Source organism: Streptomyces poriticola, from assembly GCF_036689765.1.
Classification (GTDB): Bacteria; Actinomycetota; Actinomycetes; order Streptomycetales; family Streptomycetaceae; genus Streptomyces; species Streptomyces poriticola.
On record NZ_JBAGKH010000030.1, the window covers coordinates 16151 to 37613 of the forward strand.

Below are 21463 nucleotides of genomic sequence, written 5' to 3' on the forward strand. Positions count from 1 at the left end.
GTCCGGCCGGGCGGCCTCCGATGACCGCCGGCGTCGACACCCCGGACCGCCGGGGCCGCACCGGGCTCGACCGGGCCGGCAGGGAGCTGACCGGCAACCCCCGGGTCGAGGTCCGGGATGTGAGACTGCTGTCCAGCCACTGGTACGTGGAGCGCACCACCACCTTCGACTTCCAGCGAGCCGACGGCACCTGGAGCACCCAGGAGCGCGAGACCCACGACCGCGGCAACGGCGCCACCGTGCTGCTCTACGACGCCGCACGCGAGACCGTGCTGCTCACCCGCCAGTTCCGCTTCCCCGCGTATGTCAACGGCCACCCGGACGGGATGCTGGTGGAGACCCCCGGCGGGGTGCTCGACGACGAGGACGAGCACCCCGAGGTCGCGGTGCGGCGCGAGGTGGTGGAGGAGACCGGGCACACCGTGGGCGACGTCCAGCACGTCTTCGACATGTACATGAGCCCGGGCTCGGTGACCGAGCGCGTCAGCTTCTACGCCGCCGCGTACGGCCCGTCGACCCGCACCCACGCGGGGGGCGGCCTGGACGAAGAGGGCGAGGACATCGAGATCCTCGAACTGCCCGTCCGCCGCGCCCTGGAGATGATCCGATCCGGGGAGATCACCGACGCCAAGACCGTCCTGCTGCTCCAGTGGGCGGTGCTGGAGGGGCCCTTCGCCGGGCTCGGCCCGAAGCGCGGCACGGCCCGCTGACGGGCCCCGCTCACAGGTGGCGGCGGCGGTCGGCGACCGCACGGGCATAGCGTTCCCGGGCCTCGGCGGCGGCCGCGCGACCGGACACCTCCGCCACCGGCACGTCCCACCACGCCTGGGCCGGGGGAGCCGTCGGCGCCGGGTCGGTCTCGACGTACACGCAGGCCGGCCGGTCCGACGCGCGTGTGGCGGCCAGTGCCGCGCGCAGCTCGCCCACCGTCTTCGCACGCCGGACCTGCATTCCGAGGCTGGCCGCGTTGGCGGCGAGGTCGACCGGGAGCGGAGCGCCGGTGAAGGTGCCGTCGGCGGCCCGGTGGCGGTAGGCGGTGCCGAACCGCTCGGCGCCCACCGTCTCCGAGAGCCCGCCGATGGAGGCGTAGCCGTGGTTCTGGATCAGCACCAGCTTCACCGGCAGGTTCTCCTGCACCGCGGTCACGATCTCCGTGGGGTTCATCAGATAGGTGCCGTCGCCGACCAGTGCCCACACCGGGGTGCCGGGCGCCGCCAGCTGGACACCGAGGGCGGCCGGGATCTCGTAGCCCATGCAGGAGTAGCCGTACTCCAGGTGGTACTGGCGCGCCGAGCGGGTCCGCCACAGCTTGTGCAGGTCGCCGGGGAGCGACCCGGCCGCGTTGATCACCACGTCGTCGTCGCCGACGACGGCGTCCAGCGCGCCGATCACCTGGGCCTGGGTGGGGACGGCGCTGTCGTCGCCGGCCGAGTACGCGGCCTCGACCAGTCGCTCCCAGCGTTCCCTGCCGGTGCGGTACCCGGTCTCGTAGGACGGGTCGACGCGGTGGTCCGCCAGTGCGTCCGTCAGCATCTCCAGCCCGGCCCGTGCGTCGCAGACCAGTGTGCGGGCGGCCAGCTTGTGGGCGTCGAAGGCGGTGATGTTCAGGTTGAGGAACCGCACGGCCGGGTTCTGGAAGAGGGTGCCGGAGGCGGTGGTGAAGTCGGTGTAGCGGGTGCCGACGCCGATCACCAGGTCGGCCCTGCGGGCGAGGTCGTCGGCGACCGCGGTGCCGGTGTGGCCGATGCCGCCCGTGTCGGCGGGGTGGTCGTGGCGCAGCGAGCCCTTGCCGGCCTGGGTCGAGGCGACCGGGATGCCGGTGGTGTCCACCAGCGCCCGCAGAGCCGCCTCGGCCTCGCTGTGGTGGACACCGCCGCCCGCGACCAGCAGCGGGCGCGCCGCCGCACGGATCGCCCGTACGGCCTCGGCGAGCTCCACCGGGTCCGGCACCGGGCGGCGGACCCGCCAGACCCGCTCGGCGAAGAACTCCTCCGGCCAGTCGAACGCCTCCGCCTGCACGTCCTGTGGCAGTGCCAGGGTGACCGCCCCGGTCTCGGCCGGGTCGGCCAGCACCCGCATCGCGTTCAGCGCGGCCGGGATCAGCGCCTCGGGCCGGGTGATCCGGTCGAAGAAGCGGGAGACCGGGCGCAGGGTGTCGTTGACGGACACGTCGCCGGCCAGCGGATGCTCCAGCTGCTGGAGCAGCGGGTCGGCGGCGTGCGAGGCGAAGTAGTCGCCGGGCAGCAGCAGGACCGGCAGCCGGTTGACGGTGGCCAGGGCGGCTCCGGTGACCAGGTTGGTGGCGCCGGGGCCGATCGACGTCGTCACCGCCTGCGCGGAGAGGCGGTTGCGGTGGCGGGCGTGGCCGACCGCCGCGTGCACCATCGCCTGCTCGTTGCGGCCCTGGTGATACGGCATCACCTCCGCGTACTCCACGAGCGCCTGGCCGAGGCCCGCCACATTGCCGTGGCCGAAGATCCCCCAGGTTCCGGTGATCAGCCGGTGGCGTACGCCGTCCCGCTCCGTGTACTGGGCGGACAGGAACCGCACCAGGGCCTGGGCGGTGGTCAGTCGGCGGGTGCCTGCGCTGGGCGCGCTCATAGGGACGTCTCCGGCGTGGTGTAGAGGGGGAGTCGGGGGTCGACGGGCTGCTCGGGCCAGGTGTCGCGGATCCAGGCGTGGCCGGGGTGGTCGCAGATCAGCCAGGCGCGCTCCGGGTCCGGGCCCGCCATGACGTTGAGGTAGTACATGTGGTGGCCGGGAACGGCCATCGACGGGCCGTGCCAGCCGTCCGGGATCAGTACGGCGTCGCCGTCGCGGACCTCCGCCAGGACGTCCGTGCCCCGGCCCCGCCCGGACGGCGACACCCGCTGGTAGCCGAGGCCCGGGGTGCCGTCGTGGGCGGCGAACTCGAAGTAGTAGATCTCCTCCAGCTCCGACTCCTCGCCGGGGCGGTGCTCGTCGTGCTTGTGCGGCGGGAACGACGACCAGTTGCCGCCCGGGGTGAGCACCTCCACGGCGATCAGCCGGTCGCACTCGAACACCCCGGCCGCAGCGAAGTTGTTCACCTGGCGGGAGCAGCTCCCGGTGCCGCGCAGCTCCACGGGGACCGAGGACGCCGGCCCGTAGCGGGCGGGCAGCCGGCGGGTGCAGCGCGCGCCGGTGAGCGCGAACCGTCCGCCACCGGACGAGGCCACCGTCGTACGGGAGTCCCGGGGGACGTACGCGAAGTCGCTGACGGCGCTGAACACGTCGGGGCGGCCGGTCAGCTCGAAGGCGTGCCGGCCGAACTCGTCCTCGGCGGTGACCGTGCAGCCGCCGCTCAGCGGCAGCACGATCCACTCGCTGTCATCGGTGTCGAAGGTGTGGGCGCCCCGCGGCGGCAGCTGCAGCACGCGCAGACCGGAGTAGCCCCAGCCGGCGGTCTCGGGGGTGATGTCCACGGCGTAGGGGCCGTCGGCGGCCCTGCCCGCCGACAGGTGATGCGTCATCGGTGCCTCCTCCTCACAACAGGCCGACGGCCGTGTCCACCGCCTGCTCCACGGTGCCCTCGGCCGGGTAGAGCAGCGAGCGGCCGACGACCAGTCCCTGGACGGTCGGCAGGCGCAGGGCCTTGCGCCAGCGCTCGTAGGCGACGTCCTGATCGTTCCCCACCTCGCCGCCGAGCAGCACCACCGGCAGGGTGGAGGTCTCCAGGACCTCGCCCATGTGGTCGGGGTCGGCGGTGACCGGCAGCTTCAGCCAGCTGTAGGCCGAGGTGCCGCCCAGGCCCGAGGCGATGGCGACGGACCGGGTGACGGCCTCGGCGGACAGGTCGTTGCGGACCCGGCCGCCGACCCGGTGGGACAGGAACGGCTCGACGAACACCGGCAGCCGGTGGGCGGCCATGGCGTCGACGGCGCGGGCGGCGGACTCCAGGGTGGCCAGGGAGCCGGGGTCCTCGTGGTCGATGCGCAGCAGCAGCTTGCCCGCGTCGAACCGGAGCCGGACGAGGTCCTCGGCGCGGTGGCCGGTGAATCGGTCGTCCATCTCGAACGCGGCGCCCGCCAGGCCGCCGCGGTTCATGGAGCCCATGACGACCTTGTTCTCCAGCGCCCCGAGCAGCAGCAGGTCCTCCAGGACGTCCGCGGTGGCGAGCACGCCGTCGACGCCGGGCCGGGACAGCGCCACACACAGCCGCTCCAGCAGATCGGCGCGGTTGGCCATGGCCAGCCCGCGGTCCCCGACGGCGAGCGCGCCGCGCGCCGGGTGGTCCGCGGCGACGATCATCAGCCGTCCGCCGGCGCCGATCAGCGGACGGCGGCTGCGCCGGGCGGCGGCCTCGGCGATCGCCTCCGGATGCCGGGCTCGGACCGCGGTGAGGTCGGGGATGCTGACAGTCACGTGGGGGCTCCGTTCGGGCAGTGGCTCACGCGAGGAGGCCGTCGATCTCGGCCGCGGTGGGCATCGCGGAGGAGCAGGCGAGACGGGAGGCGACCAGCGCTCCGGCCGCGTTGGCGTAGCGCATGGTGCGTTCCAGGTCCCAGCCGGAGAGCAGACCGTGGCAGAGGGCGCCGCCGAACGCGTCGCCCGCACCGAGGCCGTTGACCACCTCGACCGGCACCGGCGGGACCTCGGCCGCCGTGCCGTCGCGGTGCACGGCGAGGACGCCCTTGGGGCCCTGCTTGACGACGGCCAGCTGCACACCGGCCGCCAGCAGCGCCTCGGCGCACGCCCGCGGTTCGCGCAACCCGGTGGCGATCTCGCACTCGTCGAGGTTGCCGACCGCCACCGTGGTGTGCCGCAGCGCCTCGGCGTAGTGGGGGCGTGCGGCGTCCGGGTCGGTCCAGAACATCGGGCGCCAGTCGAGGTCGAAGACCGTGGTCCCGGCCCGGGCCCGGGCGGCGAGCGCGTCCAGGGTGGCGGTGCGGCTCGGTTCCTCGCTCAGCCCGGTGCCGGTGACCCAGAGGACCCGGGCCGCACGGACGGCCGCCAGGTCCAGTTCACCGGTGCGGATCTCCAGGTCGGGGGCCTTGGGGCGGCGGTAGAAGTACAGCGGGAAGTGGTCCGGCGGGAAGATCTCGCAGAACGTGACCGGCGTCGGGTACGCGGCGACCGGCGCGACCCAGCGGTCGTCCACCCCGAACTCCTGCAGCGCCCGGTGGAGATAATCGCCGAACGGGTCGTCTCCGGTGCGAGTGATCACCGCCGAGCTGTGGCCCAGACGCGCCGCCGCGACCGCCACGTTGGCGGCCGAGCCGCCGAGGAACTTACCGAAGGTCTCCACCTCTGTGAGGGGTACGCCGGTCTGCAGGGGGTAGAGATCGACCCCGATCCGGCCCATCGTGATCAGGTCGAACGGCGGGGCCGACGGGTCCGGCTGTGCCGACCGGGCCGGCGGGGGTGACTCGGGCATGGGGGGCGCTCCTCGGGCTGGGCGGGCCTGCCGACTCCCAGATGTAGGCCTCCGGACACGACCCTGTCAATGGTTTGTACTTACATTAAGACTAGTGCGTGAAATGATGTCTTAACAAAGTATTGACAGCGGGCGCCTCAGGGGCTTGTATCCGGTGCCAGCGCACAGCCGCCGTCTCCGCACGGCACACGGCTCCCCGTCGCACAGTGAGGTGCAGGAAAGATGGACCGCTCTTCGCCCGCCCGCTCCCGCAGATTCGCCCCCGCCGTGGCCCTCGCCGCCACGGCCGCACTGACCCTCGCCGGCTGCTCCAGCGGCTCCGGGGGGAAGAAGGCCGACGAGGAGGGGGGTTCCGGAGCGTCCGCGGGCAAGGCGGACACCCCCTCGATGACGGTCGCCCTGGTGACCCATCAGGCCCCCGGCGACACCTTCTGGGACATCGTCCGCAAGGGCGCCGAGGCGGCCGCCGCCAAGGACAACGTGAAGCTCGTCTACTCCGCCGACCCGAACGCCGGCAACCAGGCCAACCTGGTGCAGAACGCGATCGACCAGGACGTCGACGGCATCGCGGTCACCCTCGCCAAGCCCGACGCGCTCAAGAACGTGGTGGCCAAGGCGCAGCAGGCCGGGATACCCGTGGTCGGGCTCAACTCCGGTCTGAGCGACTGGAAGCAGCTGGGCCTGCTGGAGTTCTTCGGGCAGGACGAGACGGTGGCCGGCGAGGCGTTCGGGAAGCGGCTCAACGAGGTCGGGGCCAAGAAGGCCGTCTGCGTGGTCCAGGAGCAGGGCAACATCGGCCTGACCCAGCGCTGCGACGGGCTCAAGCAGACTTTCGACGGCTCGGTCGAGAACCTCTACGTCAACGGCACCGACATGCCCTCGGTACAGTCCACCATCACCGCCAAGCTGCGCCAGGACAGCGCCATCGACCACGTCGTCACCCTCGGCGCCCCGTTCGCACTGACCGCGGTGCAGTCGGTGGCGGAGGCCGGCAGCGACGCCGAGGTCGCCACCTTCGACCTCAACAAGCAGCTCACCGGCGCCATCCAGAAGGGCGACATCGAGTTCGCCGTCGACCAGCAGCCCTATCTGCAGGGCTACCTGGCCGTCGACGGACTGTGGCTCTACCGGAACAACGGCAACTACAGCGGCGGCGGCGAGCAGCCGGTGCTGACCGGACCGGCCTTCGTCGACAAGTCCAACGTCGACGCCGTCGCGGAGTTCGCCGCGAAGGGCACCCGGTGATGAGCACGGCCCAGCGGGCCGCGCCGGCGGCGACCGCACCGCCGGACCCCGGCCCCGGGCGGTCCGACGGGCGGACCCGGCAGCGGCCCCTGGCCCTGCGGCTGCTCGCCCGGCCCGAGGTGGGTGTCTTCCTCGGCGCCGTCGCCGTGCTCGTCTTCTTCCTGATCGCCGCTCCCGCGGTCCGGCAGGGCGGCTCCATGGCGACGATCCTCTACCAGTCGTCCACCATCGGCATCATGGCGCTGCCCGTGGCCCTGCTGATGATCGGCGGCGAGTTCGACCTCTCGGCCGGGGTCGCCGTGATCACCTCGGCGCTCACCGCCAGCATGCTCAGCTACCAGCTGACCCTGAACGTCTGGGCGGGCGTGATCGTCGCACTCGCGGTCTCCCTCGGCGTCGGGGCGTTCAACGGCTGGATGCTGGTGCGGACGGGACTGCCCAGCTTCCTGGTCACGCTCGGCATGTTCCTGATCCTGCAAGGGGTCAATCTCGCCGTCACCAAACTGGTCACCGGCAACGTCGCCACCGACGACATCAGCGACATGGACGGCTTCGACCAGGCCCGGGCGGTCTTCGCGTCCTCCTTCGAGGTCGGCGGCGTCCAAGTGAAGATCACGATCGTGTGGTGGCTGGTCTTCGCCGCGCTGGCCACCTGGGTGCTGCTGCGCACCAGGTACGGCAACTGGGTCTTCGCGGTCGGCGGCAACAGGCAGAGCGCCCGGGCCGTCGGCGTGCCGGTCACCTTCACCAAGGTCACCCTGTTCATGCTGGTCGGGCTCGGCGCCTGGTTCGTCGGCATGCACCAGCTGTTCTCCTTCAACACCGTGCAGTCCGGCGAGGGCGTCGGCCAGGAGCTGATCTACATCGCCGCGGCCGTGATCGGCGGCTGTCTGCTGACCGGCGGCTACGGCTCCGCGATCGGCCCCGTCTTCGGCGCGTTCATGTTCGGCATGGTCAACCAGGGCATCGTCTTCGCCGGATGGAACCCCGACTGGTTCAAGGCCTTCCTCGGCGTGATGCTGCTCGGAGCGGTGCTCATCAATCTGTGGGTCCGCCGCGCGGCGACCCGGAGGTGATCGGAAATGACCAGCAAGACCACCGGCATCACCGGCGCCGACGGAGCCGACGGGGCCGTCCGTCGGGAACCGCCGTCCGACGCGGACCGCCCGATCGTCGAACTGCGCGGCGCCGGAAAGTCCTACGGCAACATCCGCGCCCTGCACGGTGTCGACCTCGCCGTCCACCCCGGCCGGGTGACCTGTGTCCTCGGCGACAACGGCGCCGGCAAGTCCACCCTCATCAAGATCATCTCCGGGCTGCACCAGCACACCGAGGGCCGGTTCCTCGTCGACGGCGCACCGGTGCGCTTCGCCACCCCCCGCGAGGCCCTGGACCGCGGCATCGCCGCCGTCTACCAGGACCTGGCCACCGTCCCGCTGATGCCCGTCTGGCGGAACTTCTTCCTCGGCTCCGAGCTGACCCGGGGGCCCTGGCCGCTGCGCCGCCTCGACATCCCCCGGATGAAGCGGACCGCCGACGAGGAACTGCGCCGCATGGGCATCGTCCTGGACGACCTGGAGCAGCCCATCGGCACCCTCTCCGGCGGCCAGCGACAGTGCGTGGCCATCGCCCGCGCCGTCCACTTCGGCGCGCGCGTGCTGATCCTCGACGAGCCCACCGCCGCCCTCGGGGTCAAGCAGTCCGGCGTGGTGCTGAAGTACATCGCCGCCGCCCGCGACCGCGGCCTCGGCGTCATCTTCATCACCCACAACCCCCACCACGCCTTCATGGTCGGCGACCACTTCAGCGTGCTGCGGCTCGGGACCCTGGAACTGTCCGCAGCCCGCGCCGGGATCACCCTGGAGGAGCTGACCAACCACATGGCCGGCGGCGCCGAGCTGGCCGCCCTCAAGCACGAGCTGGCGCAGGTCGGCGGGGTCGACGTGGAGCAGCTTCCGGAGGCGGAGCAGCCGCCCCGGGACCCGGCCGCGGCCTCCGCCCCGGCCGCACCCGGCGTCCCGGGCCCGGCCCGGCCGACCAGCCCGGACCCGACCGAAGGGAAGTCCTGACATGCCCCCCGTACTCGACCGCATCCGGGTCGGTTCGGCCCCCGACTCCTGGGGCGTCTGGTTCCCCGACGACCCGCAGCAGGTGCCCTGGCAGCGTTTCCTGGACGAGGTCGCCGAGGCCGGCTACTCCTGGATCGAACTGGGCCCCTACGGCTATCTCCCCACCGACCCCGCCCGGCTCACCGACGAGGTGGCCCGGCGCGGACTGAAGGTCTCCGCCGGCACCGTCTTCTGCGGCCTGCACCGCGGCCCGGCCGAGTGGGACGGCACCTGGGAGCAGGTCCGCCGGGTCGCTGCGCTCGCCCGGGCCACGGGCGCGCGGCACCTCGTCGTCATCCCCTCCTTCTGGCGGGACGACAGGACCGCCAGAATCCTGGAACCCAGCGAGCTCACCCGCGAGCAGTGGGCCCATCTGACCAAGGGCATGGAACGGCTCGGCCACGAGGTCGGCGAGACCTACGGACTGGACGTCGTCGTCCACCCGCACGCCGACACCCACATCGACACCGAGGAGCATGTCGAGCGGTTCCTCGACTCCACCGACTCCGAGCTGGTCAACCTCTGCCTGGACACCGGCCACTACGCCTACTGCGGCGGAGACAGCGTCAAGCTGATCGAGACCTACGGCGAGCGCATCGGCTACCTCCACCTCAAGCAGGTCGACCCGGAGATCCTCGCCGAGGTCACCGCGAACGGCGTGCCGTTCGGGCCCGCCGTGGCGCGGGGTGTGATGTGCGAACCGCCGGGCGGTGTGCCGGAGCTGGAACCGGTGCTGGCCGCCGCGCAGCGGCTCGGCGTGGAACTGTTCGCCATCGTCGAGCAGGACATGTACCCCTGCGAACCGGACCGGCCGCTGCCCATCGCGGCCCGCACCCGCAGGTTCCTCCGCTCCTGCGGCGCCTGAGGCCGGCCGTGCCCGGGGCCGGGGGGAGCCGGGCGGCCCCGACGGGCGGGGTCCCGCCGGTGCGCCGCTCGGCGGGCCGAGGCCGGTGCAGCGCGCTAGCGTGCACAGCACTGGCACTTCGTCCCGTTCCGGGAGGCACCATGACCTCGCGTCTCAACCCCTACCTCAGCTTCGACGGCGACGCCCGGCAGGCGATGCAGTTCTACGAGCAGGTGTTCGGCGGCACCCTGTCGCTGAACACCTTCGGCGAGTTCAGCGAGCCCGGCAGTCCGGAAGCCGACAAGATCATGCACGGCTCGCTGGAGACCCCCGGCGGCTTCACCCTGATGGGCGCCGACACCCCGCCCGGCATGCAGCACACCCCGGGGAACACCTACTCGGTGTGTCTCAACGGCGACGACGAGGCCGAGCTGCGCGGCTACTGGGACAAGCTGTCCGTCGGCGCGACCGTCGCCGTGCCGCTGGAGAAGCAGATGTGGGGCGATGTCTTCGGCATGTGCACGGACCGGTTCGGAGTCTCCTGGATGGTGAACATCAGCGAGCCGACGGGCTGACCGTACGGCCCGCCGGCCCGCCCCGCCCGCTCACGGCAGCCGCACCTCCGCCACCCGCACGGGCCGGTGCTCGCGCAGCGACAGCGTGCAGGCCTCGGCGGTCCAGCCCGCCTCCAGCGCATCCTCCACCGTGCACGGCGAGGGCCGGGTACCGGCCACCACCTCGGTGAACGCCGTGAGCTCCGTGCGGTAGGCGGCCGCGAAGCGGTCCATGAAGAAGTCGTGCGGGATCCCGGCCGGAAAGCCCGTCCCGGGCTCCACCGAGCGCAGCGGCAGCCGGTCCTCCAGGCCGACGGCGACGGAGTCCGCGGACCCGTGCAGCTCCATCCGGACATCGTGCCCGCGCGCGTTGTGCCGGCTGTTGGAGACCACGGCGATGGTGCCGTCGTCCAGGGTGAGGACCGCGCCGGTGGTGTCGGCGTCGCCCGCCGCCCGGATGTAGTCGGCGCCGCGGTTGCCGCCGACGGCGTACACCTCGCTCACCTCACGGCCCGTCACCCAGCGGATGGCGTCGAAGTCGTGCACCGCGCAGTCCCGGAAGATGCCGCCGGACGCGGCGATGTAGGAGGCCGGCGGCGGCGCCGGGTCCAGCGTGGTCGACCGTACGGTGTGCAGCGTGCCGAGCTCCCCCGCGCGGACGGCGTCCCGGGCCGCGGCGAACCCGGCGTCGAAGCGGCGGTTGAAGCCGATCTGCACCGGCACCTCCCGGCCCGCGACCAGCTTGAGCACCTCGACGCCCTCCGCCATGGTCCGGGCCACCGGCTTCTCGCAGAAGACGGGGACGCCGGCCTCGACGGCGGCGCGGATCAGCGCCGGATGGGCGTCGGTCGCGGCGGCCACCACCACCCCGTCCACCCCGGCGGCCAGCACGGCCTCTGGGGTGTCCGCCACGTCGGCGCCGAACCGCTCGGCGGCGGCCTTGGCGGCGTCCGCGACCGGGTCGGCGACGATCAGCGAGCCGACGGCGTCGAGTCCGGAGAGGGTCTCGGCATGGAAGGCGCCGATGCGGCCGAGGCCGAGGATTCCGATACGCATGTGGATCGCTGCTCCTTGTGTGTCCGGGGTGCCGTCCGCTGCCGGACGGGGCGTCGTCGGTGCGGTCCGCCGGGCGGGTACCGGTCCCAGTTGATCACCGCCGAGGTGCTGCGGGGCTCTCCGCGCCTTCCACAGCGGTCCGTGGCGCCCGCGCCCGGGCCCGTGGCCGGGGTGACCGGTGACCGGGCCCGGCCGGGCGACCGACACGGCCGGTGTCATTCTTGTCAGTACAAACCCCTCGGACAACCAGCAGCAGTCCATCAAAAACCCCTCAAGGAGCCGCCGCGTGGGCCACCCGTTCCCGATCCGGGAGATCGCACGGCAGTCGGGCCTGAGCGAGGCCACCGTGGACCGGGTCCTCAACGGCCGGGGCGGGGTCCGGGAGAGTACCGCGCAGGAGGTGCACCGGGCCATCGCCGATCTGGACCGGCAACGCACCCAGGTCCGGCTGACCGGCCGCACCTTCATGGTGGACATCGTGGTGCAGGCACCGGAGCGGTTCACCACCGCGGTACGCGCGGCCCTGGAGGCCGAACTGCCCTCCCTGCAACCGGCGGTCGTCCGCTCCCGCTTCCACTTCCGCCAGACCGGACCCGTCGGGGAGCTGGTCCGCGTCCTGGACGGCATCGTCCGGCGCGGCTCCCAGGGCGTGATCCTCAAGGCTCCGGACGTCCCCGGGACGACCGCCGCCGTGGGCCGCCTGGCGGCGGCGGGCATCCCGGTGGTGACCCTGGTGACCGACCTGCCCGGCAGCGCCCGGCTCGCCCGCGTCGGGATCGACGACCGTGCGGCGGGCGCGACGGCCGCCTATCTCATGGGCCAGTGGCTCGGCGACCGGCCCGGCAACGTCCTGATCAGCCTCAGCAGCGGGTTCTTCCGCAACGAGGAGGAGCGCGAGATGGGCTTCCGCAGCGTCATGCGGGCCCGCCACCCGGACCGCGCGCTCGTCGAGATCGCCGAGGGCGAGGGGCTCGACGCCACCCAGTACGACCTGGTCCGCTCCGCCCTGGAACGCGACCCGGACATCCGGGCGGTCTACTCGATCGGCGGCGGCAACAACGCCACCCTGCGCGCCTTCGCCGACCTGGGCCGCCGGTGCGCCGTCTTCGTCGCCCACGACCTGGACCACGACAACACCCGGCTGCTGCGTGAGCACCGCCTGTCCGCGGTGCTCCACCACGACCTGCGGCAGGACCTGCGCGAGGCCTGCCACGCCGTCATGCGCGCCCACGGCGCGCTGCCGCCCACGGGCCCGGTACCGGCCTCCGCGATCCAGGTGGTCACGCCGTACAACATGCCGCCGCCGGCCACGGCCGTGTGACGCTCCCCGGCGCGCTCGGCGTGGCGCGGGCGTGCCACTGAGCACCGCGCACCGCGGCTCCCTACCGTCGTGCCCATGTGGAAATCCATCCCGGACGGGGGGCCGGAGCGGCTGGTGGCCCTGGCGGACGGCGTGTTCGCCATCGCCATCACCCTGCTCGTCCTGGACTTCTCCGTGCCGCGGGACCTCGACTCCGCGCAGTACCACGACGAACTGCGCGAACTGCTGCCGAACCTCGGGGCCTACGCACTCAGCGTGCTGGTGCTGGGCGTCTTCTGGCGGGAGCACCGCCGGATCTTCGGATTCGTCCGGCAGGTCGACGGACAGGTCATCACGCTGTCGATCCTGGGCCTGGGATGCGCCGCCCTGGTGCCCTTCCCCACGAAACTGATCTCCGAGTACGGCGGGGAGCCGGCGTCGGTCGCCATCTACGCGGGGTCGGTCGCCGCCCTGGGCGCCGCCCACCTCGCGCTGCTGCTCCTGCTGGCCCGGCGCCCCTGGCTGCGCGGCGAGACCGAGCCCCCGGAGGGCTTCGGGTTCTTCGCGCTCGATCTCGCGGTGACGGTGACGGTGTTCCTCCTCAGCATCCCGCTCGCCCTGGCCGCCGGCTCCGCCGCCATGTGGCTCTGGCTCGCCATGGCCCCGGTCAAGGCCGCGCTCGGCCTGCGGGCCCGCCGGGCGGCCTGACCGCCCGCCGTCACGGCCCCGCGTCCACGTCCGACCAGGCGCCGCTCCGCGCCGACCGCGCCATCGCGTCCAGTACGGCGGCGCTGTGCACGGCGTCCCGCAGGGTGGCGCCGTGCGGCACGCCCTCGGCGATCGAGCGCAGGAAGCGGCAGGCCTCGATCACCTTCAGATCGTCGTAGCCCATGGCGTTGGCCGCCCCCGGCTGGAAGGCCGCGAACTCGCCGTGGCCCGGGCCGGCGTACACCGTGCTCACCGGCTGGTCCTGGTACGCCGTACCGCGGCTGATCCCCAGCTCGTTCATGCGCCGGAAGTCCCAGAACACCGCTCCCCGGGTGCCGTGCACCTCGAAGCCGTAGGTGTTCTGCTCGCCGACCGACACCCGGCAGGCCTCCAGCACACCGCGCGCCCCGGAGGCGAAACGCAGCAGACAGCCGACGTAGTCCTCGTTCTCCACCGGGCCCGGCTCACCGCCCGCGGCCCGGGCGTGCCCGGCGGTCACCGCGACCGGGCGGGCCCGCTGCGGGACGAAGACCGCCGTGTCCGCGGTGAGCGAGGCGATGTCGCCCAGCAGGAACCGGGCCAGGTCCGCGCCGTGCGAGGCCAGGTCGCCCAGCACCCCGCTGCCGCCCCGCTCCCGCTCGTACCGCCAGGTGAGCGCGGACTCCGGGTGGGCCGCGTAGTCGCTGAACAGCCGGATCCGCACATGGGTGACGGTGCCGATGCCGCCGGTGGCGATCAGGTCGCGGGCCGCCTCCACGGCGGGCGCGTTGCGGTAGTTGAAGCCGACCGTGCCCTGGACGCCGGCCGCCGCGGCGGCGTCCGCCACCGCACGGGCGTCCGCCGCGGTGAGACCCACCGGCTTCTCGATCCACAGATGCTTGCCCGCCCCGGCCATCGCCACGCCGATCTCGCGGTGCAGGAAGTTCGGAGCCGTGACGCTGACCGCCCGCACCCGCGGGTCGGCGGCCACCTCGCGCCAGTCCCGGGTCGCCGAGGCGAAACCGAACTGCGCGGCGGCCTCCTCCGCCCGCCCCGGCACCTCCTCGGCGACCGCCACCAGCTCCGGACGCAGCGGTAGCTGCGGATAGTGATGCCGGACCCGGGCGTACGCCCGGGCGTGCACCCGGCCCATCCAGCCGAACCCGACGACGGCGACACCGAGCGCCTCCACCGCATCCACCATGAGAACTCCTAGACGACTGAATTGGACCGGTCCATATGTTCGTCGGCTCTAACCTGGGCACGGTCAACCAGTGCTGTCAAGGCTTTGACAGCGAACCCGTGCTCGTGGAACGGTCCATATCATGAAGCATCCGACCATCCGCGACGTGGCCGAGCGCGCCGGTGTCTCCAAGTCGCTGGTGTCGCTCGTGCTGCGGGGCTCCGCACAGGTGCGCCCCGAGAAGCGGCAGGCCGTGCTGCGCGCCGTGCGGGAGCTGGGCTACCGTCCCAACGCGGCCGCCCGCAGCCTCAGCGAGCAGCGCACCCGCACCGTCGGCGTACTGCTGAACGACCTGCGCAACCCGTGGTTCGTCGATCTGCTCGACGGCCTGAACTCGCTGCTGCACGCGGCCGGTCTCTACATGCTGCTCGCCGACGCCCGCCTCAACCGGCGCACCGGGCAGGACCCGGCCGGCCCGCTGGGCGACCTCGGCGTCGACGGCCTGGTCGTGGTCGGCACACTGCCCGACCCGGCCGCCCTGGGCCCGGTCGCCGCCCGGATGCCCGTCGTCGTCGCGGGCGCCCGCGAGCCGGTGCCGCCCGGCGTGGACGTCGTCGCCGGGGACGACGCCGAAGGCGCAAGACTGGTCACCGAGCACCTCATCGGCCTCGGCCACCGCCGTATCGCGCACCTCGCGGGCTACGGCGAGGTCGGCGCGCTGCGCCGACACAGCTTCGCGGCGGCGATGGGCGCCCACGGACTCGCCGGACAGGCGCAGGTGGAACCCTGCGACATGACCGAGGACGGCGGCTACCGCGCCGCCGTCCGGCTGCTCAGCCGCCCCGAGCCGCCCACCGCCGTGTTCGCCGTGAACGACATCGCGGGCGTCGGCGCCCTGTCGGCGGCCGGGGAGCTGGGCCTGCGCGTACCGCACGACCTCTCCGTGGCCGGGTACGACAACACCGGCATCTCCCGGCTCCGCCACGTACGGCTGACCACGGTCGACAACGCCGGCCACGAGGTCGGCCGACGCGCGGCGCGCTGTCTGCTCGACCGCTTCGGGCAGCCCGCGGGCGAGGGGAGCCGCCACCTGACCGCACCCACCCTGGAGGTCCGGGGCACCACGGCGACTCCGGTCAGCCGAGGTTGATCGCGTAGGCCTTGCGCAGCGTCTCGTGCACCGTCCACGTCGTACGGTCGCCGGCGCGCAGCACGGCCATGTCGCCGGGCCCCACAGCCAGCGTCGGACCGTCCGCCACCTCGATGGTCGCCGACCCGCTGATCACCACGAACAGCTCGTCCGCCTCGGTGTCGGTGACCACGCCCGGGGTGATCTGCCAGATGCCGCGCACCTGGCGGCCGTCCGCCGACTCCCAGACGACCCTGCCGGTCACCTCCGGGGTTCCGGACACGATCTGACCGGGGTCCAGGGGTTCCGGTTCGAGCTCGGCGTCGGGGATGTGAAGAGCGAAGCTGTGGTCCATGCCGCGACCCTAGCCAGCGGGACCGTGTCGGGAAGGCCGACAGAGTGTGGCGTTTCAGGGACACCCGCAGGACACTTCGTCGCGTGCCCGACACCGCGCGGCGGAGTGCGGGTCCGCCCGTCCGCCGACCCCCGTACCGCGGACGGGCGATGCGGCCGGGAGCGCCGCCCTCCCCCGAAGGCGGCGCTCCCGGCCCTTCCCCGGCGCCGGACTGTGGCCCTCTCGCGCCCGGGCGCGGCGCGGCCCCCCGCCGTCATCAGCGACGTCGGGACCAGAGTGCCGTGCACGCCGGGCCGGGCGCCTGAGTCGGGGTCTACTCAAGTCGCCTGTATCACGGGTGAGTACGCCGACTCCTGTTGTCGTGACGACTTTCGATGTGGCGGACACCGACCGGGACACCACGACACTGCGGCTGCTGCCCTGGCCGTTCACCGCACGCCGGGACGAACTGGAGCTGGTGCGCCGCGCCGTGGCCGCGGGGCGGCCGGGGCTGGTGGTGACCGGTCAGCCGGGTCATGGCAAGACCCGGCTGGTCACCGAGGCCGTCCGCGGCACCGACCACGCCCTGGCCACCGGCACGCCCGCGACCCGGCACATCCCCTTCGCCGCCTTCGCGCATCTGCTGCCCGAACGGGTCACGCTGCACCGTGCGGTGCGACTGCTGTCCGCGGTGCGGCTGCTGCTCGTCGACGACGCCCATCTGCTCGACGCCGACTCCGCCGCCCTGGTCCACCAGCTCGCCGTGCACGGCCGCACCCGGCTGCTGGTCGTCGCGACCGACGGCGCGCCCGCGCCCGCCGCCGTCGCCCGGCTGTGGACGGGCGAGCTGCTGCCCCGGCTCGCCCTGGAGCCGCTGCCCCGGGACGAGACCGCCGAACTCCTCGCGGCCGGCACCGGCCGCGCCCCCGACCCGCTCACCGCCGACCGCCTGCACCGCCTGTGCGGCGGCGATCTGCGGCTGCTGCGCGACCTGACGGGAGCCGTACGTGAACGCGGACTGCTCGCCACGGTCCCCGACACCGGCCGGTGGACGTGGCGCGGCCCGGTGCCCATGACCCCGGCGGTACGCGAGCGCACCGCCCACGTCCTCGACCGTCCCCGCACCGGCGAGCGCGGGACACTGGAACGCCTGGCCTTCGCCGAACCCCTTCCGCTGCCCCTCGCCGACGCCGACGCCGGCACCCTCGGGGACCTGGAGACGCTGGAGCGCGAGGGCCTGGTCCACCTCGACGGCCCCGGCGACGCCGCCCGTCTCGCCCACCCCCTGCACGGCCCCGTCCTGCGGTCCGCCGCCGGCCGCCTGCGCGCCCGGCGGCTGTCCGGTACCGCCGGCCGGTGCGGCTCCGCGCTCACCGCCGAGCGCGCCGCCCTGGTCCGCCGCATCGAGCGGGCCGACCTGCGGGAGACGGCGGCCCCGGTGGGGGAGTGGCTCGTCGACGAGGGCGCACCCGTACCGGCCGGGTACGCGGCCGTACGCGCCCGCTGCGCCCGGCTCCGCGGCGAGCTGCGCACCGCGGCGGCATGGGCGCGCGAGGGCCTTCGGCAGGCGCCCGGCGACCCGGAGTGCTCGACCGAACTCGCCCTTGCCGCAGCCCAGTCGGGGGAGCCGCCGGCCGGCCCCGGCGGCGGCGGAGGACGGACCGCTGTCTGGTCCGCCGCCGCGCGCGGCGACCTCGACGCGGCCCTGTCCGCCCTCCCCGACGGCCCCGCACACGACGCCTGCTCCGCCTACGACGCGGTACGCCTCGGTTTCCCCCGGACGGCCGCCCGGCGGCTGACCGGTGTCTTCGCCGACCACGCCGGCGCTCTCGCCCGCGGCGACGGGCCGGGCCTGGACCGGGCGGCCGAGGAGCTGCGGCGGCGCGGATTCCTGCTGTTCGCGGCCGAGGCCCACGCCCAGGCCGCCCGCGTGCACCGGGACCCGAGCGCCGCCCGCACCTCCCGTACCCGTGCCATGGCCCTGGCCGCGTACTGCCAGGGCGCCCGCACCCCCGCCCTGTCCGGTCTGGTCCTCGGTGAACTCACCGCCCGCCAGCGGCAGGTCGTCACCCTCGCCGCGGCCGGGCTGAGCAACCGGCAGATCGCCGAGCGGCTCACCCTGTCCGTCCGGACCGTCGGCAACCACCTCTACAGCGCCTACGCCCGGCTGGGCGCCGGCGACCGCGGCGCACTGCCCTGGCTGGTGGAGCCGCCGGAGGCGCGCTCGGCGTGACGCTCCGGGTCAGGCGGCCCCGAACGCGGCGAACGCCCACCCCGTGGCCTGGTGCACGGCGTCGTCCGGCAGCGCCGCCCGCGCATCGCGCAGTGCCTCCGCCAGCGACAGGCCCGCGTCCAGGCCCTTGTGCAGGGCGAGCATCAGCGGCACCACCGCCGCGTCGTTGACCGGCGCGCTGCACGCCACCACCCCGGCCGTACCCAGCGGCAGCAGCGCGGTGACCAGGCCCAGCAGCTCGTCCGCGCCCACCGTCGCGAACCGGGCGGTGTCGCAGCAGGACAGGATGATCCGGTACGGGCTGCGGTCGAGCCGCTCGAAGTCGTGCACGATCAGCGGCCCGTCGGCCATCCGAAGCGACGAGAACAGCGGGCTGTCGGCCCGGAACGTGCCGTGCGCGGCGATATGCGCCAGGCCGGCCCCGTCCAGCTCCGCCAGCACCCGCGGGACCCGCGCCTCGTCACCCTCCAGCATGACGGGACGCACAGCGCCTGCCGCACGCGCGCCCTCACCGGCACCGTCGGCGCCGCCGTCGTCCGGCACACCGCCGGCCCCCGGCCCGGCCCCGCCCCCGCCCCCGGCCCGCCCACCGTGCCCCGTCCGGCCCCCGGCCCGCCCACCGGGCCTCCCGTCTCCGGTCCGGCCCTCGTCCGGGTTTCCGGTCCGGTCCCTGGCACGGTTTCGGGTCCGGTCCCCGGTCCGGGTCTCACCCTCGCGCCGGGGGCGGTCGCAGGCCCGGTCGGCGGCGCGGTCGTCCATGCCGCCCCCGGCGTGGAGGCCGGTGACGGTTCGGGCCCGGTCCCGAGCCCCGTACCCGGCAGGGACCTTGACCGCGGTCGTGGTGTGGTCCTCGACCTCGTCCCCGGGTCGGTCGTCGGCGTGGTTCCGGTCGTGGAGTGCGGCGGGGTGTGCGGCCCGGGGCCTGGTACGGTCCTCCGCCTTGCCTGTGGTGATGTCCTCGGTCCCGCCCGCAGGCCGGTCGTCGGCGTGGTTCCGGGGCCGGGGTGGGGTGTGGCCCGCGGTTCCGGGACCGGGCGGTTCCTCGGCTCTGCCCGTGGTGCGGTCGGTCTGGTCCGTGGTGTGGTCGCCCGCTTGGCCTCGGGGCCCGGGTCGGGGGTGGTCCGCGGTTCCGGGACCGGGGGCGGAGGGCTCGTGGGTGGGGGCCCCGGTGCGGGCGGGGTCCGCCCGCACGCGTGTGGCCGTCGGACCCGGGGTGGCGTGAGGGCCGTAGCGGCCGGCGAGTTCCGGGACCTCCGCGCCGCCGCCCGCCAGGCCCGGACCACGGACCAGGACATGGCGTCCGCCGGGCGGTGGGGCGGTCTCCCGGGCGCGGAGCCAGCTGCTCGCCGAGGGCGACACGCTCAGCACCCGCTCCCGCAGGGCGGGCAGCAGCGCCCACGGCACCCGGTGCAGCCGGGCCGGCGGGACGATCACCACCGGGCCGGAGCCCAGCTGTGCCGCAGCCGGTCCGAGCAGCAGCTCCTGCAGCCGCCGCCCTGCGGCCTCCACCAGCGGCAACCGTGCCTCCGCCCCCGGATGCGCCAGCCGCCGCAGCCCGGCCTGGACATGGTCGGCCTCCCGCTCGGCCTCCGCCAGCAGCCCCGCCTCGAACCGCCGTACCCGCCCCCGGCCGCACAGCAGCACCTGCACCCGCCCGTCCAGCACGGCCAGTTCCACCAGCCGCACGTCGCCGCCGAGCGCCGCGAGCAGTCGGCCTACGTCGAACCGGTCCCCGCCGCCGGGAGCCGCACCCCGCATGTGCCGGGTCCGGGAGCGGATCTCCCGCTCCAGCCTGCGCTGTTCGCGTTCCAGCGCCGGGACGGGCCGGCCGTCCATCCGGGCCCGCTCCGCACGGTCGGCGATCTCCCGGAACGCGGTCATCCCGCGCAGCAGCGCCGGATCGGCCGGCGGCCGGGTCGGCGGCGCGGACAGCACCGTCGCCCGCCATCTCTCGCTCCACACCAGCAGCCGCCGCGGACCGCCCGAGGCCAGACTCGCCCGCTGCGCCATCGCCGCCAGCTCGGTGCCCTGCTCCGTGGCGCGCGCCCGCAGCTCCGGGGCGCCCAGTGTCATCCGGTGGTCGTCGAGCACGTCCAGCCCGCGCCGGCACGCCTCCAGCAGCCGCCGGGCCGAGCCCGCCGCCCGGGCCCGCAGCGCCTGTGCCACCCAGCCCGTCATCCGGGCCAGCGGCGGCCCGCCGTGCCGACTGCGCGCGGCCAGTGCCAGATGCCGCTCGGCCTCCGCCGTCCGGCCCAGGTCCAGCGCGATCCGGCCCGCGAGCAGCGAGGCCTCCGGCGCGGCCGGCGCGCCGAACGCCGCCAGCCGCCGCGCCACCGCCGCCGCGTCCGCGACCAGCCGCCCCGAGCCGTGCCCGGCCGCCGCCCGTGCCTCGATCAGCACCAGCCGGGCATGTGTCTCGTACCAGGTGCGCCGCTGCCCGGCGAACAGCCGTACGGCGGCGGCCGCGCGGGCGATCGCGGTCTGCGGGTCGCCGGCCGGCCGGGCCGCCCGCGCGGCCACCAGCAGCAGCTCCGCCCGGCGCGTCGACTGCCCGCCGATGCCGTCCAGCACGGCGAGCGCCGCGTCCGCCTCGGCCAGTGCCTCCGGCGCCAGCCCCGCCGCCATCAGCACCTCGCAGCGCCGGATGCTCAGCATGAACGTGGGCGTGCCCAGCTGCGCGTACCGCTCCTCGGCCTCGTCGAGCAGCCGGAGCGCCGCCGGCACGTCCCCCGACCGGAACGCCGCCAGCCCCCGGCTCTCCACCACGTCCGCCTTGTCGTGGTCCTGGCCGGTGGTGTCCCACAGCGCCTCCGCGGCCGTGAAGTCGGCTTCCGCCCGCTCCACCGCGCCCAGTGCCAGATGCACCGTCGCCCGCAGCGTCAGCGCCCGCGCCGTCCAGATCACGTCCTCCGCCTGCCGCAGCACCGGCACGGCCCGCCGTACGTCCTCCAGGGCCTCGGCGTGCCGGCCCAGCACCCACCACACGTACCCTCGCCGGAACAGCACCCGCGCCCGGGTGTGCCCGGTGCCGCGCGCCACGCCCCGCTCGAACGCGGCCAAGCCCTGCCGGGTGCGCCCCGAGTGCACCAGCGCCACGCCGAGCGTGGCCAGCACATCCGCCTCGCGGTCGGCCGAGTCCGCGCGTGCCGCCAGGTCCCGGGCGCGCCGCAGATGGGCCAGCGCCAGCCGCGTGTCGCCGAAGTCCCGCTGCCAGATACCGATCACCTGATGGGCGACGGAGGCGTGCACCGGCGCAGGAGAGCCGGTGAGCACCCGTTCCGCCCGCGCCCGCGCCTCGCCCGGGGCGGCGAACACCATCGGCAGCAGGTCGAGCACCGATTCGTCTCCGGCGGTCACCCCACGGATGGTAGTGGTGCGGAACCACGTCCCACAGG

18 protein-coding genes are annotated in these 21463 nt (G+C 74.4%); 10 read left to right on the forward strand and 8 right to left on the reverse strand.

Features of this window, described 5'->3' with window-relative positions; translation table 11 throughout:
- The first annotated feature begins 20 nt into the window (after positions 1-20).
- Positions 21-710, forward strand: coding sequence for an NUDIX domain-containing protein (locus V5O46_RS26580; RefSeq protein WP_332887242.1), 690 nt, complete (start codon positions 21-23; stop codon positions 708-710).
- Between the two features lie 10 nt (positions 711-720).
- On the opposite strand, the gene iolD is transcribed toward V5O46_RS26580, so the two are convergent.
- The 4 genes from iolD to iolC are packed head-to-tail and all read right to left on the reverse strand — an operon-like array spanning position 721 to position 5395.
- Positions 721-2601 (reverse strand): 3D-(3,5/4)-trihydroxycyclohexane-1,2-dione acylhydrolase (decyclizing), encoded by a 1881-nt coding sequence (gene iolD / locus V5O46_RS26585; RefSeq protein ID WP_332887243.1) that lies wholly within the window; start codon positions 2599-2601, stop codon positions 721-723.
- Complete coding sequence (iolB, locus tag V5O46_RS26590) at positions 2598-3491, reverse strand: 5-deoxy-glucuronate isomerase (protein WP_332887244.1); 894 nt, start codon at positions 3489-3491, stop codon at positions 2598-2600. Before iolB ends, iolD begins: the two co-directional genes overlap by 4 nt.
- A gap of 13 nt (positions 3492-3504) precedes the next feature.
- On the reverse strand, positions 3505-4383 hold the full coding sequence (locus tag V5O46_RS26595) for a Cgl0159 family (beta/alpha)8-fold protein (RefSeq protein WP_332887245.1): 879 nt from the start codon (positions 4381-4383) through the stop codon (positions 3505-3507).
- Between the two features lie 25 nt (positions 4384-4408).
- On the reverse strand, positions 4409-5395 hold the full coding sequence (iolC, locus tag V5O46_RS26600; protein ID WP_332887246.1) for a 5-dehydro-2-deoxygluconokinase: 987 nt from the start codon (positions 5393-5395) through the stop codon (positions 4409-4411).
- Between the two features lie 222 nt (positions 5396-5617).
- On the opposite strand from iolC, the gene V5O46_RS26605 reads away from it, so the two are divergent.
- The 5 genes from V5O46_RS26605 (at position 5618) to V5O46_RS26625 (ending at position 10167) form a co-directional block, all read left to right on the forward strand.
- Positions 5618-6640 (forward strand): substrate-binding domain-containing protein, encoded by a 1023-nt coding sequence (locus tag V5O46_RS26605; RefSeq protein ID WP_332887247.1) that lies wholly within the window; start codon positions 5618-5620, stop codon positions 6638-6640.
- Entirely contained in the window at positions 6640-7716 is a 1077-nt protein-coding gene (locus V5O46_RS26610) for an ABC transporter permease (protein WP_332887248.1), read from the forward strand. The genes V5O46_RS26605 and V5O46_RS26610 overlap by 1 nt, the downstream gene beginning before the upstream one ends.
- Positions 7717-7722: 6 nt before the next feature.
- Positions 7723-8709 carry an ATP-binding cassette domain-containing protein gene (locus V5O46_RS26615; protein ID WP_332887249.1) on the forward strand — a complete coding sequence of 329 codons (987 nt, stop codon included), beginning with the start codon at positions 7723-7725 and terminating at the stop codon, positions 8707-8709.
- 1 nt (position 8710) lies between these two features.
- The gene (locus V5O46_RS26620) at positions 8711-9613 is read left to right on the forward strand and encodes a sugar phosphate isomerase/epimerase family protein (RefSeq protein WP_332887250.1); all 903 of its coding nucleotides are present in this window, start codon (positions 8711-8713) and stop codon (positions 9611-9613) included.
- Positions 9614-9753: 140 nt separating this feature from the next.
- Positions 9754-10167, forward strand: coding sequence for a VOC family protein (locus tag V5O46_RS26625; RefSeq protein WP_332887251.1), 414 nt, complete (start codon positions 9754-9756; stop codon positions 10165-10167).
- Positions 10168-10197: 30 nt separating this feature from the next.
- Here the strand turns inward: V5O46_RS26625 and V5O46_RS26630 are convergent, their stop codons facing one another.
- Positions 10198-11202, reverse strand: coding sequence for a Gfo/Idh/MocA family protein (locus V5O46_RS26630; RefSeq protein WP_332887252.1), 1005 nt, complete (start codon positions 11200-11202; stop codon positions 10198-10200).
- A 286-nt stretch (positions 11203-11488) separates the two neighbouring features.
- Between V5O46_RS26630 and V5O46_RS26635 the strand changes: the two genes are divergently transcribed.
- Together V5O46_RS26635 and V5O46_RS26640 are read left to right on the forward strand one after the other, a co-directional pair.
- Positions 11489-12523: a LacI family DNA-binding transcriptional regulator gene (locus V5O46_RS26635; protein WP_332887253.1), complete on the forward strand. Its 1035-nt coding sequence runs from the start codon at positions 11489-11491 to the stop codon at positions 12521-12523.
- Between the two features lie 75 nt (positions 12524-12598).
- Entirely contained in the window at positions 12599-13210 is a 612-nt protein-coding gene (locus V5O46_RS26640; protein WP_332887254.1) for a TMEM175 family protein, read from the forward strand.
- 10 nt (positions 13211-13220) lie between these two features.
- Here V5O46_RS26640 and V5O46_RS26645 read toward each other — a convergent pair whose 3' ends face one another.
- Entirely contained in the window at positions 13221-14393 is a 1173-nt protein-coding gene (locus tag V5O46_RS26645) for a Gfo/Idh/MocA family protein (protein WP_332887255.1), read from the reverse strand.
- Positions 14394-14514: 121 nt separating this feature from the next.
- On the opposite strand from V5O46_RS26645, the gene V5O46_RS26650 reads away from it, so the two are divergent.
- Positions 14515-15522 (forward strand): LacI family DNA-binding transcriptional regulator, encoded by a 1008-nt coding sequence (locus V5O46_RS26650; RefSeq protein ID WP_332887256.1) that lies wholly within the window; start codon positions 14515-14517, stop codon positions 15520-15522.
- Here the strand turns inward: V5O46_RS26650 and V5O46_RS26655 are convergent.
- Entirely contained in the window at positions 15509-15856 is a 348-nt protein-coding gene (locus V5O46_RS26655; RefSeq protein ID WP_332887257.1) for a cupin domain-containing protein, read from the reverse strand. The genes V5O46_RS26650 and V5O46_RS26655 overlap by 14 nt on opposite strands.
- A 361-nt stretch (positions 15857-16217) precedes the next feature.
- On the opposite strand from V5O46_RS26655, the gene V5O46_RS26660 reads away from it, so the two are divergent.
- Entirely contained in the window at positions 16218-18068 is a 1851-nt protein-coding gene (locus tag V5O46_RS26660; protein WP_332887258.1) for a LuxR family transcriptional regulator AbsR2, read from the forward strand.
- Positions 18069-18077: 9 nt separating this feature from the next.
- Here V5O46_RS26660 and V5O46_RS26665 read toward each other — a convergent pair whose 3' ends face one another.
- On the reverse strand, positions 18078-21386 hold the full coding sequence (locus V5O46_RS26665; protein WP_332887291.1) for a CHAT domain-containing protein: 3309 nt from the start codon (positions 21384-21386) through the stop codon (positions 18078-18080).
- Between the last annotated feature and the right edge of the window lie 77 nt (positions 21387-21463).

Coding starts and splice junctions, on each gene's coding strand:
- iolD (WP_332887243.1), bottom strand. CDS start 2,601: ATGAGCGCGCCCAGCGCAGGCACCCGCCGACTGACCACCGCCCAGGCC.
- V5O46_RS26655 (WP_332887257.1), bottom strand. CDS start 15,856: ATGGACCACAGCTTCGCTCTTCACATCCCCGACGCCGAGCTCGAACCG.
- V5O46_RS26665 (WP_332887291.1), bottom strand. CDS start 21,386: ATGGTGTTCGCCGCCCCGGGCGAGGCGCGGGCGCGGGCGGAACGGGTG.
- V5O46_RS26645 (WP_332887255.1), bottom strand. CDS start 14,393: ATGGTGGATGCGGTGGAGGCGCTCGGTGTCGCCGTCGTCGGGTTCGGC.
- iolC (WP_332887246.1), bottom strand. CDS start 5,395: ATGCCCGAGTCACCCCCGCCGGCCCGGTCGGCACAGCCGGACCCGTCG.
- V5O46_RS26580 (WP_332887242.1), top strand. CDS start 21: ATGACCGCCGGCGTCGACACCCCGGACCGCCGGGGCCGCACCGGGCTC.
- V5O46_RS26630 (WP_332887252.1), bottom strand. CDS start 11,202: ATGCGTATCGGAATCCTCGGCCTCGGCCGCATCGGCGCCTTCCATGCC.
- V5O46_RS26625 (WP_332887251.1), top strand. CDS start 9,754: ATGACCTCGCGTCTCAACCCCTACCTCAGCTTCGACGGCGACGCCCGG.
- iolB (WP_332887244.1), bottom strand. CDS start 3,491: ATGACGCATCACCTGTCGGCGGGCAGGGCCGCCGACGGCCCCTACGCC.
- V5O46_RS26620 (WP_332887250.1), top strand. CDS start 8,711: ATGCCCCCCGTACTCGACCGCATCCGGGTCGGTTCGGCCCCCGACTCC.
- V5O46_RS26650 (WP_332887256.1), top strand. CDS start 14,515: ATGAAGCATCCGACCATCCGCGACGTGGCCGAGCGCGCCGGTGTCTCC.
- V5O46_RS26615 (WP_332887249.1), top strand. CDS start 7,723: ATGACCAGCAAGACCACCGGCATCACCGGCGCCGACGGAGCCGACGGG.
- V5O46_RS26610 (WP_332887248.1), top strand. CDS start 6,640: ATGAGCACGGCCCAGCGGGCCGCGCCGGCGGCGACCGCACCGCCGGAC.
- V5O46_RS26605 (WP_332887247.1), top strand. CDS start 5,618: ATGGACCGCTCTTCGCCCGCCCGCTCCCGCAGATTCGCCCCCGCCGTG.
- V5O46_RS26640 (WP_332887254.1), top strand. CDS start 12,599: ATGTGGAAATCCATCCCGGACGGGGGGCCGGAGCGGCTGGTGGCCCTG.